This is a genomic window from Ancylobacter crimeensis (assembly GCF_023016805.1).
GTDB lineage: Bacteria > Pseudomonadota > Alphaproteobacteria > Rhizobiales > Xanthobacteraceae > Ancylobacter > Ancylobacter crimeensis.
In genome coordinates this window covers 133,552-148,202 of the sequence record NZ_JALKCH010000006.1, presented here as the reverse complement: position 1 = coordinate 148,202, position 14,651 = coordinate 133,552, and the positions used below count along the sequence as shown (strand labels likewise).

The 14,651-nt window shown below is 69.4% G+C and carries 12 protein-coding genes; 10 read left to right on the top strand and 2 right to left on the bottom strand.

What is annotated here, in order from left to right:
- The first annotated feature begins 55 nt into the window (after window positions 1-55).
- The 7 genes from MWN34_RS10370 (at window position 56) to MWN34_RS10340 (ending at window position 6,944) form a co-directional block, all read left to right on the top strand.
- Window positions 56-976: a carbohydrate ABC transporter permease gene (locus tag MWN34_RS10370; protein ID WP_247029010.1), complete on the top strand. Its 921-nt coding sequence runs from the start codon at window positions 56-58 to the stop codon at window positions 974-976.
- A gap of 16 nt (window positions 977-992) precedes the next feature.
- Window positions 993-1,829, top strand: a complete 837-nt coding sequence (locus MWN34_RS10365; RefSeq protein ID WP_247029009.1) for a carbohydrate ABC transporter permease — start codon at window positions 993-995, stop codon at window positions 1,827-1,829.
- A 12-nt stretch (window positions 1,830-1,841) separates the two neighbouring features.
- Window positions 1,842-2,792 (top strand): acetamidase/formamidase family protein, encoded by a 951-nt coding sequence (locus MWN34_RS10360; RefSeq protein WP_247029007.1) that lies wholly within the window; start codon window positions 1,842-1,844, stop codon window positions 2,790-2,792.
- Between the two features lie 19 nt (window positions 2,793-2,811).
- Window positions 2,812-3,984: an LLM class flavin-dependent oxidoreductase gene (locus MWN34_RS10355; protein ID WP_247029005.1), complete on the top strand. Its 1,173-nt coding sequence runs from the start codon at window positions 2,812-2,814 to the stop codon at window positions 3,982-3,984.
- Window positions 3,985-4,087: 103 nt separating this feature from the next.
- Complete coding sequence (locus MWN34_RS10350; RefSeq protein ID WP_247029003.1) at window positions 4,088-4,600, top strand: hypothetical protein; 513 nt, start codon at window positions 4,088-4,090, stop codon at window positions 4,598-4,600.
- 38 nt (window positions 4,601-4,638) lie between these two features.
- Complete coding sequence (locus MWN34_RS10345; RefSeq protein ID WP_247029002.1) at window positions 4,639-6,201, top strand: GMC family oxidoreductase; 1,563 nt, start codon at window positions 4,639-4,641, stop codon at window positions 6,199-6,201.
- Entirely contained in the window at window positions 6,198-6,944 is a 747-nt protein-coding gene (locus tag MWN34_RS10340) for a phosphoribosyltransferase (protein ID WP_247029001.1), read from the top strand. The genes MWN34_RS10345 and MWN34_RS10340 overlap by 4 nt, the downstream gene beginning before the upstream one ends.
- 1 nt (window position 6,945) lies before the next feature.
- Here the strand turns inward: MWN34_RS10340 and MWN34_RS10335 are convergent, their stop codons facing one another.
- On the bottom strand, window positions 6,946-9,249 hold the full coding sequence (locus tag MWN34_RS10335) for a xanthine dehydrogenase family protein molybdopterin-binding subunit (RefSeq protein WP_247029000.1): 2,304 nt from the start codon (window positions 9,247-9,249) through the stop codon (window positions 6,946-6,948).
- Window positions 9,250-9,405: 156 nt separating this feature from the next.
- Between MWN34_RS10335 and MWN34_RS10330 the strand changes: the two genes are divergently transcribed.
- Genes MWN34_RS10330 through MWN34_RS10320 form a run of 3 tightly spaced genes read left to right on the top strand, consistent with a single transcriptional unit; the run spans window position 9,406 to window position 13,840 of the window.
- Window positions 9,406-11,856 carry a xanthine dehydrogenase family protein molybdopterin-binding subunit gene (locus MWN34_RS10330; protein ID WP_247028999.1) on the top strand — a complete coding sequence of 817 codons (2,451 nt, stop codon included), beginning with the start codon at window positions 9,406-9,408 and terminating at the stop codon, window positions 11,854-11,856.
- Complete coding sequence (locus MWN34_RS10325; protein WP_247028998.1) at window positions 11,853-12,662, top strand: FAD binding domain-containing protein; 810 nt, start codon at window positions 11,853-11,855, stop codon at window positions 12,660-12,662. The genes MWN34_RS10330 and MWN34_RS10325 overlap by 4 nt, the downstream gene beginning before the upstream one ends.
- The gene (locus MWN34_RS10320) at window positions 12,659-13,840 is read left to right on the top strand and encodes a xanthine dehydrogenase family Fe-S subunit (protein WP_247028997.1); all 1,182 of its coding nucleotides are present in this window, start codon (window positions 12,659-12,661) and stop codon (window positions 13,838-13,840) included. Before MWN34_RS10325 ends, MWN34_RS10320 begins: the two co-directional genes overlap by 4 nt.
- A gap of 21 nt (window positions 13,841-13,861) precedes the next feature.
- Here MWN34_RS10320 and MWN34_RS10315 read toward each other — a convergent pair whose 3' ends face one another.
- The gene (locus MWN34_RS10315) at window positions 13,862-14,617 is read right to left on the bottom strand and encodes a GntR family transcriptional regulator (RefSeq protein ID WP_247028995.1); all 756 of its coding nucleotides are present in this window, start codon (window positions 14,615-14,617) and stop codon (window positions 13,862-13,864) included.
- Between the last annotated feature and the right edge of the window lie 34 nt (window positions 14,618-14,651).

Here is a 14,651-nt window from a genome sequence, read left to right as displayed (position 1 = left end):
GCACGGCACGAGAGGGGCGGGAGCCGATTCCGCCCGCATCGCAACCGGAGGTTCCATGGCCAGCGCAGGCGACACGATCCTCGACGCACCGGCGCGCGCCGCGCCGCGCGAGCCCGCATGGTATCCCTATCTGCTGATCGCGCCGGCCATGCTGATGCTGGTGGTGGTGTCGCTGGTGCCGTTCCTCTACGCCATCTGGCTGAGCTTCCACGAGGCGAAGTTCGGCCGGGTGAAGGATTTCGTCGGCTTCGACAACTACCTGACCCTGCTCACCGACGGCCGGTTCTGGAACTCTATCGGGGTCGCGGCGACCTTCGTCTTCATCGCGGTGCCGATCGAGTTCATGCTCGGCCTCGCCGGGGCGCTGGTGCTGAACCAGAACGTGCGCGGGCGCTCCCTCCTCATCCCGCTGCTCTTCATGCCTGCGATGATGGCGCCGATCGTGGTCGGGCTCCTGTGGAAAATCATGCTGGCCGGCTCGTGGGGGTTCTTTTCCTACAACGTGCTGGAGCGCTTCCACATCCTCACCGACACCTCGGTCTTTGCTTCGCCGGATCTGGCGCTCTATGCGCTGATCTTCGTCGATATCTGGCAGTGGACGCCCTTCATGATGCTGGCCTTCTTCGCCGGCCTGCAGGCGCTGCCGCTCGGCCCCTACCGCGCCGCCGCGGTGGACGGGGCGAACCCCTTCCAGATGTTCCTGCACATCACCCTGCCGCTGATGACGCCGCTGCTGGCGGTGATCGGGCTGCTGCGCTTCATCGACGCCTTCAAGGTGTTCGACACCATCTACATCCTCACCAATGGCGGGCCGGGCACCTCCACCGAGACGCCGTCGATCCTCGCCAACAAGATGACCTTCGAGTTCTGGAACATCGGCGAGGCCTCGGCGCTGGCGGTGCTGGTGTGGATCGCCTTCTTCGCCTTCTGCTCGGTCTTCTACCAGGTCGCCAAGAAGCGCCTGAACGCGTTCTGAGGGGGAGATCATCGTCATGGCCGAGATCACCGAGCGTTCCCGAGGCCGGAGCGGCCTGTTCTGGACCGCCGCCGTCGTCGTCTACGCCCTCATCGTGCTGTTCCCCATCTTCTGGATGGCGACGATGATGGTGAAGCCGAACGACGCCATGTTCGCGCGTCCCACCCAGTGGCTGTTCACCCCGACGCTCGACCACTTCGCCTATGTGATCGAGCAGGGCTTCCACTGGAGCCTCCTCACCTCCTTCGTCCTGTGCACGGTGTCGACGGCCCTCGTCGTCCTCATCGGCACGCCGGCGGCCTATGCGTTCGCGCGGTTCGAGATGAAGGGCAAGGACGACCTGTTCCTCTTCATCCTCGGCTCGCGCATGGCTCCGCCGGTCTGCCTCGTCATCCCGTTCTACCTGATCTACGCCAAGGTCGGCCTGCTCGACAGCTTCCTCGGGCTGACGCTGGCCTACATGACCTTCAATCTCTCGTTCTATGTCTGGGTGCTGCGCTCCTTCTGCCGCGACCTGCCGGTGGAGCTGGAGGAGGCGGCGGCGCTGGAAGGCTGGTCGCGGGTGCAGATCTTCCGCCGGGTGGTGTTCCCGCTGCTGCGCAACGGGATCGTGGCGACGGCGGTGCTGTGCTTCATCTTCGCGTGGAACGAGTTCCTGTTCGCCTTCATGCTCGGCGGCTCCAGCGTGACCACGCTGCCGGTCTCGATCCCCAAGCTCATCACCAGCCAGGGCGTGCGCTGGGGCGAGATGGCGGTGGTCGGCATGACCGCACTGGTCCCCGTGCTCGCCGTCGTCTTCGTGCTGCAGCGTCACATCGTCCGGGGACTCACCCTCGGCGCCGTCAAGGGTTGAGGAGGAACCGCCATGGCCGAGCATCATCTGCCCTCTACCCCCAGCAATGTGCAGTGGGGCCTGTGGGATGCGAGCATTCCGCCGGTGCTCACCATCCGTTCCGGCGACACCGTCGTCATCGACACCCTGTCCGGCGAGCCGGAAGACATGCCGGACCCTGCCTCCGGCATGGCCATGCTGCCCGAGCATCAAGCCGTGTTCGACCACGCCTTCCGCGGCCCCGGCCCGCATCTGCTCACCGGCCCGGTGGCGGTGGAGGGCGCCGAGCCGGGCGACGTGCTGGAGGTGCGGATCCTCGACATCGCCTTCCGCTCCAACTGGGGCTGGAACATCCAGATGCCGTTCTGGGGCACGCTGCCGGAGGATTTCCCCACCCTGCGCCGGCTTCACATCCCCATCGACACCGCGCGAAACCTCGCTCTGCTGCCCTGGGGCCAGGAGCTGCCGCTGCTGCCGTTCTTCGGCAATTTCGGCGTCGCGCCGGCGCCGGAATGGGGTCGCCTGTCCTCCACCCAGCCGCGGGTCTTCGGCGGCAACATGGACAACAAGGAGCTCGGCGTCGGCGCGACCGTGTTCTTCCCGGTCTTCGTGAAGGGGGCGAACTTTTCGGTCGGCGACGGTCATGGCGTACAGGGCGACGGCGAGGTCTGCCTGACAGCGCTGGAGACCGCGCTCACCGGCACCTTCGCGTTCCACCTGCACAAGGGCATGACGCTGACGACCCCGCGCGCCGAGCGGGCCGACAGCTTCATCACGATGGGCTTCGACGAGGACCTCGACGATGCCGCCCGCATCGCGCTGCGCGACATGATCGCGTGGATCGCGGAGCGGTCCGGCCTCTCCCCGCAGGACGCCTACACGCTGTGTTCGCTGGCCGCCGACCTGCGCGTCACCCAGACGGTGGACCTCAACAAGGGCATCCATTGCGTGCTGCCGCGCAGCGCCATGCCGGCGCGGCGATGAACCGGCACGGGAGGAGGGCATGAACAGGAAGACACGCTTCGGCATCTTCATGCCGCCGTGGAATTCGCCGCCGACGCAGAACATCACCACCTCGCTCCAGCGCAATCTGGAGACGATCCAGTGGATCGACGCGCTGGGCTATGACGAGGCGTGGGTCGGCGAGCACCATTCCGCCGGCAGCGAGATCGTCGCCGATCCGATGATCTTCCTCGCCCATGCGGCGGCGCAGACCCGTTCGATCCGGCTCGGCACCGGCATCGTTCCGCTGCCCTATCACAACCCCTACCATGTGGCGGAACGGATGATCCTGATGGATCATTTGCTGCGCGGGCGCTTCATGGCGGGGTTCGGGCCCGGCGGCCTGCCGAGCGACGCCGCCATGTTCGGCCTCGATCCGCGCGAGCTGCGCCCGGCGCTCGACCACGATCTCGGCGTGCTGATGCGCCTGCTCACCTCCACGGAGCCGGTGAGCGTGAAGACCGACCGCTACACGCTGGTCGACGCGGTCTGCCAGCTCGCCCCCTTCACCGATCCGCTGTTCGATGTCTGCGTCGCCGCCACCCGCTCGGAGGCCGGGCCGCGCATTGCCGGCCGGCACGGGCTGGGGCTGCTCTCCACCGGCGTGATCTCGCCGCAGGAAGGCGAGCCCGCCCCGCCGCTGCACTGGGACGTCTATGCCGCCGAGGCCCGCGCCGCCGGCCATGTGCCGGATCCGCGCCGCTGGCGGCTGGTGGTCAACATCCATGTCGCCGAGACCCGCCGGCAGGCGATCGAGGACATGCGCTACGGCTATGATGCGTTCTGCGAATACACCCAGCGCACCATCGCCATGCCCGCCATCACCGCGCAGGGCGCCACCTTCGAGGAACGCATCGCCTGGATGAACGAGGGCGGCATCGGGGTCGTCGGCACCCCGGACGATGCGGTGGACTTCCTGAAACGCCTCGCCGCGCGGGCCGGAGATTTCGGCTGCATCCTGATGCTGGCCCATGACTGGGTGAACACCGAGGCCAGCCGCCGCCATTACGAGCTGTTCGCGCGCCATGTGGTGCCGCATTTCCAGCCAAGCCGCGCCCGCCTGCTGGAGGCCGAGCGCCGGGCGCAGGCGAGCCATGCCGGCGATCTCGCGAAGAACACCGCCGCCCTCAATGCCTGGCTGCCCGCCGGCCAGCGGCTGGACCTGCCCTCATGAGCGGCGGCCCGATGTTTGCTCGTCCATTCCGTTCGCGTCGTCCGGCGCTGGCGCCGGCCCTCTGCCGCCGCCGCGCCCGCGCGCCGTTCTCGTGAGGAAAGCCATGTCCGAGCCCGTCCGCCCTGCGATCGCCCACCGCGATCCCAAGCTGCCGCCGCTTCCCGACGTGCCGGAAGGCCCGGACTGGGCCGGGGGGCTCAAGGTGTTCGATGCACCGATGGCGACGGCGCTGCTCGCCGTCACCCGCACGCTCTACCCCCATCAGGGGCTGCGCGAGCAGATCTACCGGCGGGTGATCGCCCGGTTCGACGCCGCGGCGGCAGCCTCGCCCGTGGTGGCGCAGGGCTTCGCCGCCTTCGTCGACGGCGTGAACGGCGCCATGCCCCTGCCCTTCGCCGAGCTGTCGGAGGGCTTCCGCGAGCAGGTGCTGAAGAGGCTGGAGGGCACGGCGGCCTTCACCCTGGTGCAGCGGCTGACGGTCCGCTTCCTCTATGACGACGTCGAGGTGTGGGAGGCGTTCGGCTATGAGGGCGCGGCGGTCCATCTCGGGGGCTATGTGACGCGCGGCTTCGACGATCTCGACTGGCTGCCCACCCCGCAGCCCGGCGACTACTGAACCCCGCCCGCACCCTTCCGTTTTCAGGACGTCCTTCCATGACCCGTTACGAACACGACGATTCCGGCGTCGTCGTCATCATCGGTTCCGGCGCGGGCGGCGGCACGCTCGCCCATGAGCTCGCCCGGCGCGGCGTCGAAGTGGTGCTGCTGGAAGCCGGCAAGCATCTGACCGCCGAGGATTTCGTCAATGACGAATGGGCCGGCTACGAGATGCTCACCTGGCTCGACAAGCGCACCGCCTCCGGCACCTGGCGGGCGGCGAAGGACCACCCCACGTCGCCGAGCTGGAGCTGCCAGGTGGTGGGGGGCACCTCGGTGCACTGGTCGGCCTGCTGCTACCGCTTCGCCGAGCACGAATTGCGCGCGCGGACCGTCTATGGCGACATCCCCGGCACCACCCTGATCGACTGGCCGCTCACCCTCGCCGAGCTGGAGCCTTATTACGACCTCGCCGAGACCAAGATGGGCGTCACCCGCACCAACGGCCTGCCGCCCCTGCCGCCGAACAACAATTTCAAGGTCATGCATGCGGGCGCGAAGGCGCTCGGCCTCACCGTTTCCACCGGCCGCCATGCCATCAACTCCATTCCCTATGACGGCCGCCCTGCGACGATGCAGGACGGCTTCACCATCACCGGCGACAAGGTCGGCTCGCGCTGGTCGACGCTGAATGTCGAGATCCCGCGCGGCCTCGCCACGGGCAAGCTGGAGCTGCGCCCGCAGGCCCGCGCGGTGCGGATCGAGCATGACGACGGCGGCAAGGCCTCGGCTGTGGTCTATGTCGACGCGCAGGGTGTCACCCACCGGCAGAAGGCCCGCGCGGTGGTCCTGGCCGGCAATTGCGTCGAGAGCTCGCGCCTGCTGCTGCATTCCGCCAGCGCCCGCTTCCCGCAGGGCCTCGCCAATGGCTGGGGCCATGTCGGCCGGCACTATCTGCGCCATGTGGTGCAGACGGTGTGGTCGATCTTCGACAAGCCGGTGAACATGCATCGCGGCGAGCTGATGGCCGGCCTCGTCACCGACTACCTGCCGCACGACCCCGGGCGGGGCTTCGCCGGTGGCTATCTCATCGAGATGAACTCGATGGGCCTGCCCACCACCGCGGCCTTCCTCGATCCCGGCTGGTGGGGGCGCGACTTCGTTTCGGTCATCGAGCAGTACCGCAACATGGCCGGCATCTTCATGACCGGCGAGGACATGCCGCAGGCCGGCAACCGGGTGACGCTGACCGACGAGCTGGATGCCTTCGGCGTGCCGGTCGCCAACATCCATTATGACGACCACCCCAACGACCTCAGGATGCGCAATCACGGCTACAAGGCGCTCACCGCCATCCACAAGGCGGCCGGGGCGAAGCGCTGCGTCGAGGCGCCGGCCTATCCGGCGAGCCACAATATCGGCTCCAACCGCATGGCGGCGAACGCCGAGGACGGCGTGCTGGACGGCAACGGCCGGGCATGGGAGGTGCCGAACCTCTTCATCGCCGACGGTTCCGGCTTCGCCACCGGCGGGGCCTGCAACCCGACGCTCACCATCGTGGCGCTCGCCATCCGCCAGGCCGAATTCATGGCCGGCGAGATGGCGGCGGGCGCGTTGTGAGCGGGACCGGCGCCGGCGCGGACTTCACCGAGCCGACGCTCGGCTACTGGCAGGCGCTGCATGACGGGGTGCCGGCCGGGGTCGCCGATACCCCGCCCTATCGCTTCGGCTATCCGGCGCGGCTGCCGGATGGCCGGGTACTGGTGCTGCCGCTGCGCGCCGTCCCGCCGGGCGAGCGGGCGGTGGCTTCGCTCATCGCCAATCAGGCGAGCCATCAGGTGGTGGGGGCGCTCGCCGGCCATATGGCGGCGCTCGCACGCGATCTCGGCACGGAGCTCGTTGTCGGCCTGCCGACGCTGGGCCTCGCCTTCGCCGCGCAGGTGGCGGAACGGCTCGGCCAGACGCGCTACGCCCCGCTCGGCTATTCCGCCAAGTTCTGGTACCGCGAGGAACTGTCCGAGCCCGTCTCCTCCCTGACCTCGCCCGGCGGCGGCAAGCGGCTCAGGGTCGATCCGAACCTGCTGCCGCTGATCGAAGGCCGGCGCGTCGTGATCGTCGACGACGCCATCTCGACCGGCGCCACCGCCTGCGCCGCGGTGCGACTGCTGGCGCGGCTGGGTGCGGAGGTCGCCGGCATCGTGGTGGCGATGAAGCAGACACGGGCGTGGGAAGAGGCCGTCGCCGGACTGGCGGGCGAGGGGCTCGCCGTGCCCCCGGTCCGCGCCGTCTATGGCTGTCCGCTCTTCGCGCGCTTTCCCGAAGGCTGGGTGCCGGTGGAAGGCACGCTGCCCGACGCGCCTTAGATCACTTCGTCTTCGCCGCCTCGATCGCCTCCCACACCCGCGCGGGCGTCAGCGGCATGTCGAGATGGGCGATGCCGTAGGGCACCAGCGCGTCCATCACCGCATTGACGAAGGCCGGCGGCGCGCCGATCGCGCCCGCCTCGCCCGCGCCCTTGATGCCGAGCGGGTTGGTGGTGCAGGGCACGTTCTGCGTCGCGACCTGGAAGAAGGGCAGGTCGTCGGCGCGCGGCAGGCCGTAATCCATGAAGGAGCCGGAGAGCATCTGCCCGGTGTCGGGATCGTAGACCGTGTGCTCGATCATCGCCTGCCCGATGCCCTGCGCGATGCCGCCATGGATCTGGCCGGAGAGCACCAGCGGGTTGAGGGTGCGGCCGAAATCGTCGACCACGGTGTAGCGCTCCACCACGATCCGCCCGGTCTCGGGGTCCACCGCGACCTCGCACACATGGGCGCCGTTCGGGAAGGTGCCGATGTTCTGCTCGAAATCGCCGACCCCGGTGAGCCCGCCCGCCGCCCGCGCGACGTCGATCAGCCCCATCGTCCGGTTGGTGCCCTCGGCGCGGAACATGCCTTCATCGAAGGTCACGGCCTCGTCCGCCACGTCGAGCAGCCGCGCCGCCGCCGCCCGCCCCTTGCCGATCACGTCCGCCCCGGCGAGCCGCAGCGCGCCGCCGCCATGCACCATGGTGCGCGAGGCGACCGTGCCGCCGGCGGAGGGCAAGGGCTGGTCGGTGTCGCCGGTCTTCACCGTGATGAGGGCGGGATCGACGGCGAGCTGCTCGGCCAGCATCTGCACATAGGTCGTCTCGTGCCCCTGCCCGGTGGACTGGGTGCCGACATGGAGCAGGATGCGCCCCTCGGCGCCGATCTCCACCACCGCGCCCTCCTTGCCCGGCACGCCGGTGCGCTCGATGTAATAGGCGAGCCCGATGCCGCGCAGAAGGCCATCCCTCTTGCCGTCGCCTTTCGCGCGCCGGTCGGGGAAGCCGTCCCAGTCCGCCGCCGCCATCCCGGCCCGCATCACGGCGGCGAAGTCGCCGGAATCATAGGTCACGCCGGTGTCGGTGGTGTGGGGCATCTCCTCCGGCGCGATCATGTTGAGGGCGCGCAGGCGATCCGGGGCGATGCCGGTTTCGCGCGCCGCCTTGTCCACCAGCCGCTCGATGAGATAGGCCGCCTCCGGCCGGCCGGCGCCGCGATAGGCGTCCATCGGCGCATTGTTGGTGTAGGCGATCCGCACATCGGTCGAGACCTTCGGGATGCGGTAGACGCCCGGCGCCATGGGCGGACCGGACAGCGTCGGGCAATAGACCCCGAAGGCGGAGAGCGCGCCGCCGGCGCTCGCCAGCGTCTCCACCTTCAGCGCGGTGAAGCGGCCTTCGGCGCCGAGGCCGAGCCACGCCTTCGAGACATTGTCCCGGCCCTGCGTGTCGGAGAGGAACGCCTCCGAGCGCGAAGACTGCCAGCGCACCGGCCGGCCGAGTTCCCGGGCCGCGAACAGCACCAGCCCCTGCTCGGGATAGGGCACCGCCTTCATGCCGAAGCCGCCGCCGACATCCGGCGTGACGACCCGCAGCGCCTCGGGCTTCAGCCCGAACACCGGCTCGAACAGCCATGCCCGGATCATGTGGCTGCCCTGCGATCCGGTGACGAGGGTGAACCGGCCGCTCTCCGCATCGTGCAGGCCGATGGCGTTGCGTGGCTCCATGGAGGACACCACGATGCGGTTGTTGACCAGCTCCAGCTCCACCACCCGGTCGGAGGCCTCGAGCGCGGCGGTGGTGGCGGCGGCGTCGCCCAGCGCCCAGTGCACAGCGAGATTGCCCGGCGCTTCCTCGAACAGCAGCGGCGCGCCGTCCGCCAGCGCGCTCGCAGGATCGATGGCGACCGGCAGCTCGTCGATCTCCAGCACCGCCGCCTCCGCGGCCTCCACCGCCTGCGCCAGCGTCTTCGCCACGATGAAGGCGACCGGCTCGCCGACATGGCGTATCTTGTCGCGGGCGAGCAGGGGGCGCGCCGGGGTCGGCATCCGGCCGCCCTCGGCATGCTCCAGCACCACCACCGCCGGCAGGGTGCCGAGGCCGGCGGCATCGAGATCCGCAGCCGACCACGCGCCCAGCACGCCGGGCATGGCGCGCGCGGCCGTGAGGTCGAGGCGGCTTATGAGACCGTGGGCCATCGGCGCGCGCAGCACGAAGCCATGGGCCTCGCCGTCATAATGGTGGTCGTCGGTGAACCGCCCGGTGCCGGTGATGAAGCGCAGGTCCTCGACACGACGGAAGGGCTGGCCGACGCCGAACTTCATCACCCGGTCTCCACCTGTCCCGGCCGCCGTCAGGGGCGGTCCGGGAGATTGATACTGTTTATACGATCATCAGCACTTAAGTCTTGATAAGCTCGATAATTAAATAGGATAGTGCGTCCCACAAGCCGTTATCAGAACGTTTCTACGGAACCGCGCATGAGTGCTCCCAACGGTGTCCTGAACGGCGCAGACAGTGTCGCGGACCACCCCGCCGCCGGCTCTCCTTCGACCCGCGGCGTCGGCGCGCCGGTCCGCCGCAAGGAGGATGCGCGCCTGCTGGAAGGCCGCGGCCGCTTCATCGGCGACATGCGATTTCCGGGCCAGCTCGAGGCCGCGTTCTACCGCTCCCCCATCGCCCATGGCCGGATCCGGGCGATCCATATTCCCGACCATCTCAGGGGCCGGGCCTTCACCCATGCCGACATGGCGGGTCCGGCCGGCGGTGGCGTGAAGGACATTCTCGCCCGCACCGGGCTGCCCGGCTTCCGCGTCTCCGCCCAGCCGGCGCTGGCGGCGGAGAAGGTGCGCTTCGCCGGCGAGCCGGTGGTGATGGTGCTGGCCGAGAGCCGGGCCGAGGCGGAGGACCTCGTCGAGGAGATCGAGGTCGTCTTCGAGGAGCTGCCCGCCAATCACGACATCCTCGGTGCGGTCGCGCCCGGCGCGGCGCTGATCCATGAGGACTGGCCGGAGAACGTCTTCCTCGTCTCGCAGGCCGAGCGCAATTTCGAGGCCAGCCGGGCGATGCTGGACGCCGCTCCGGTCAAGGTGACACGTACCGTGCGCACGGCGCGCCAATGCATGGCTCCGCTGGAGGGCAAGGGCTGCATCGCGCTGTTCGAGCGCCATGTCGAGCAATTGACGCTGTGGACCTCCACCCAGATGCCGCACATCGTGCGCTCCGGTCTTGCCGAATGCCTCGGGCTGGAGGAGCGCAGGATCCGCGTGGTGGCGCCCGATGTCGGCGGCGGCTTCGGCTGGAAGGGCCTGCTGCAGCCGGAGGAGGTGTGCTGCGCCTGGGCGGCGCTTCGGCTCGACCGGCCGGTGAAATGGCTGGAGGACCGGCGCGAGCACCTGATCGCCGCCGCCAATTGCCGCGAGCACCATTACGTCATGACCGCCTGGGCGGATGCGCAGGGCCGCATCCTCGGCCTCGACGCCAGGGCCCATGTCGATGCCGGGGCCTATTCGGTCTATCCGTTTTCCGCCTGCCTCGAAGGCGCGCAGGTGGTGTCGAACCTGCCGGGCCCCTACGACATCCCGGCGTATCGCTGCACCGCGCTGTCGGTGTGCTCCAACAAGCCGCCGATCGTGCCCTATCGCGGGGTCGCCCGCACCGGAGTCTGTACCGCCATCGAGTTCATGGTGGAGGCGGTGGCGCGCGCGGCCGGGCTCGACCCGGTGGAGGTGCGGCTGCGCAACCTGGTGAGGCCGGAACAGATGCCGTTCCGCTCCATCACCGGCAAGGATTTCGACATGGGCGACTATCCCGAAAGCCTCCGGCGGGCGCGGGAGATGATCGGCGAGGCCGCGGTGCGGGCGCGGCAGAAGGCAAGCGAGGCCAAAGGGGAGACCGCAAGGGAGACAGACGCGCGGCGCATCGGGCTCGGTTACGCGGTCTATTGCGAGCAGGGTGCTCACGGCACCTCGGTCTATCACGGCTGGGGCATCCCCATGGTGCCGGGCTTCGAGCAGTGCGGGGCCCGGATGACGCCGGACGGCACGCTGGAGATCCGGGTCGGCAACCAGAGCCACGGCCAGTCCATGGAGACGACGCTGGCGCAGATCGCCTGCGAAATCTTGGGGCTCGATCCCGAGCGGGTGAACGTCGTGCATGGCGATACCGCGTTGACCCCCTATTCCACCGGCACCTGGGGCTCCCGCTCGGCGGTGATGGCCGGCGGCGCGGTGGCGAGCGCCTGCGAGGCGATGGCGGAGCGGCTGAAGGGCATCGGCGCCCATCTGCTGCAGGCCCCGCGCGACGCGGTGCGGATCGAGGCGGCGCAGGTCGTCGGGCCGCAGGGATCGGTGAGCTTCCGCGAGATCGCCCACACCTTCTACCGCGCCCCGCAGAACCTGCCGGCCGACGCCGACCCCGGCGGGCTCGATCTTGTTGCCGGCTATCGGCCGACGGTGGATACCGGCACCTTCTCCTATGCCAGCCATGCCGCCGTGGTGGCGGTGACCCCGGCGACCGGCGAGGTCGAGATCCTCGATTACGTCATCGTCGAGGATGGCGGGGTGCTCATCAATCCGATGGTGGTGGACGGCCAGATCTATGGCGGCACCGCGCAGGGCATCGGCACCGCGCTCTATGAGGAGATGACCTACGACGCCAACGGCCAGCCGCTGGCCTCGACCTTCGCCGACTATCTGCTGCCCGGCGCCGGCGAGATGCCGCCGGTGCGGATCGCGCATATGCAGACGCCCTCGCCCAACACCCGGTTCGGCCAGAAGGGCATCGGCGAAGGCGGCGCCATCGCCCCGCCGGCGGCGATCGGCAACGCCATCAACGACGCGCTGGCCGGGCTCGGCGTCGAGGTGACCACCTGCCCGATGACCCCGCGCCGGCTTCGCGAGGCTCTGGCGGGCGCGGGGAGCGCGCCATGAAGGCCGCGCGTTTCGACTACCACCGCCCCGCAGATCTCACCGCGGCGCTGACCGGCCTCGGCGCGGCGGGGGGCAAGCCCCTTTCGGGTGGCCAGAGCCTCGGCCCGATGCTGAACCTGCGCCTCGCCCGGCCGGCGGCGCTGGTCGATGTCGGCCGCCTCGCCGAACTGCGGCGGGTGGAGGAGCGGGCCGACGGGGTGCTCTATGGCGCGGCCATCACCCATGCCGAGATCGAGGACGGCGCGGTGCCGGACCCGACCGGGGGCATCCTGCCCGCCATCGCCTCCGGCATCGCCTACCGGGCGGTGCGCAACCGGGGCACGATGGGCGGCAGCCTCGCCCATGCCGACCCGGCGGCGGACTGGCCGACCACGCTGGCCGCACTTGGTGCCATCATCCACCTCACTGCACTGACTGGACCGCGCGAATCCCGCGTGCCGGACCTCATCCGCGGCGCCTTCGACACGACGCTTGAAGAGGGCGAGATCATCAGCGGGATTTTCGTTCCCCGGTTGAGCCCGGACGCCCGCTGGGGCTACCGCAAATCCTGCCGGAAGGTGGGCGAGTTCGCCGAGGCCATGGCCGCGGTGCTCATCGACCCGCCCCGCAACATCGCCCGCCTGGTGATCGGCGCCACGGAGACCCGCCATCTGGTGCTGGAAGGGCGGGATATCGAGGATTCCGCCGTCCTCGACGCCGCCCTTGCCGGCATCGGCATCGCCGCCGACCCGGCGAGGGCGCGCCTGTTCCGCGCGGTGGTGGCCGATGCGCTGTCCGCCGCCCAAACGTCGCATGTGTCCGCATGAGCCTCGTCAACCTCACCGTCAACGGGCGCGCCATCTCGGCGAATATCGAGCCGCGTCAACATCTTGGCGACTTCCTGCGCGAGAACCTGCTGCTCACCGCCACCCATCTCGGCTGCGAGCACGGGGTCTGCGGGGCCTGCACCGTGCTGATCGACGGCGCCCCCGCCCGCTCCTGCATCGCCTTCCCGGCGGCGCTGGAAGGAGCGAGGATCACCACGCTGGAAGGCCTTGCGGACGATCCCGTCGCCGCCGAGCTACGCGAGGCCTTCACCGTCGAGCATGGCCTGCAATGCGGCTTCTGCACGCCCGGCATGCTGATGATGGCGCGCGACATCGTGCTGCGCCGCCCGGGCGCCGGCGAGGAGGCGATCCGGCACGAGCTCGCCGGAAATCTGTGCCGCTGCACGGGTTATGTCGGCATCGTGCGGGCGGTGGAGAGCGTGGCGGCGAGACATGCCGGCGCGGCGCCGGTGGTGACGCGCGGGACCGAGGTCGCCCCGTCCGCCTTCGTCTCGCCCCTGACGCTGCCGGTCGCCGGGACGCTGGTCAGCAAGCAGGCGCAAGACGCCGTGACGCCGAAGGCCGCACCGGCGGCGAGTGCCGACATATCCTTCGAAACACTACACAATCCGGTGCGGATGACACAGCACTTCGAGGTGCCGGCGCCGCTCGGCGAGGTCTGGAATGTCTTCCAGCAACCGGAGAAGGTGGTGGCCTGCCTGCCGGGCGCGCGGCTGACGGCGCCCACCGACGGGCGCAGCTTCGAGGCCGAGATGGGTGTGAAGCTCGGCCCGATGGCGGCGACCTTCCGCGGCGCCGGAACCATCATGGCGGATGAGGCGACGCTCAGCGGGATCATTCGTGGACAGGGCGTCGATGGCCGCAGCGCCAGCCGGGTGCGGGCGGAACTGACCTACAGACTCGCCCCGTTGCAGGACGGTTCTGCCACTGCCGTCGCGGTGGAGATCGCCTATGAGTTGAAGGGCCCGCTCGCCCAGATGAGCCGCGGCACCATCGCCCGCGATCTCGCCGGCCGGCTGACGGAGATCTTCGCCGCCAATCTCGCCGCCGCCCTGACCGGCGTCCCGGCCGCGTCGAAACCCGCCGCGCTCGATGGCGGAGCGTTGTTCCTCGCCATGCTGAAAGGATTTTTCCTTCGGCTCTTCCGGAGAGGTTAATTCTTATATTTCAATGAATTGTCACTCGCCGCGCAGCAGGTCGACGTCGAGCTGAACGCAGTCGCCACGATAGATGATGTCAGCGACATAGATCACCGTGCCGCCCGCATCCGTTACCACCAGATGCGCCTCGACGGTGGGAAAGCCGATACCGGTGGCGAGCAGATTGGCGATGCGCGGCTCCACCGTGCCGACGATGAAGCTCTGCCGCGCCCGCTCCACATCGAGTTCCGGCAGCGAGGCGACGACCGCGATGGTCGGTTCGCGGCCGAAACGTTCCTCGGCGAGGCGATAGACCTCCTCGGCCAGATGAACGCGGGCAAAGGAATAGGGCTGGCCGCGCCGCGACTGCACGCTCTCGAAATAGCGATAGGCGCTCGCCGGTGTGCCGTCCTCCGGGCGAAGAACAGGGGCCGGAGCGGGGGTCGGGACGGGAAGGAAGCGCGGCACGTTCATGCCGATGGTGCCGGCCAGCGAGCGCCATTTGAGGTCGAGCTTGAGCCAGCGCTTTTCCTCCACCTGTCCGGCAACGAAGGTGCCCTTGCCCTGGATGCGGCGAACCAGACCCTCGGCCTCCAGCACCTCGACCGCCTGCCGGACGGTGACGCGAGCGACCTGGAACTCGGCTTCAAGCTCCTGGAGAGTCGATATTTTTTCGTTCGGCCGCCAGACCCCGTCCTCGATGCGCCGGCGGATCACGCCGGCAATCTGCAGATAGCGGGGCACCGGGCTGCGGCGGTAGTCGGGATTGGCGAGGACGGTGGAATCCTTGGGCATGAAGGTCCGCTGCGCAATCGTGAACGGGCAGGTT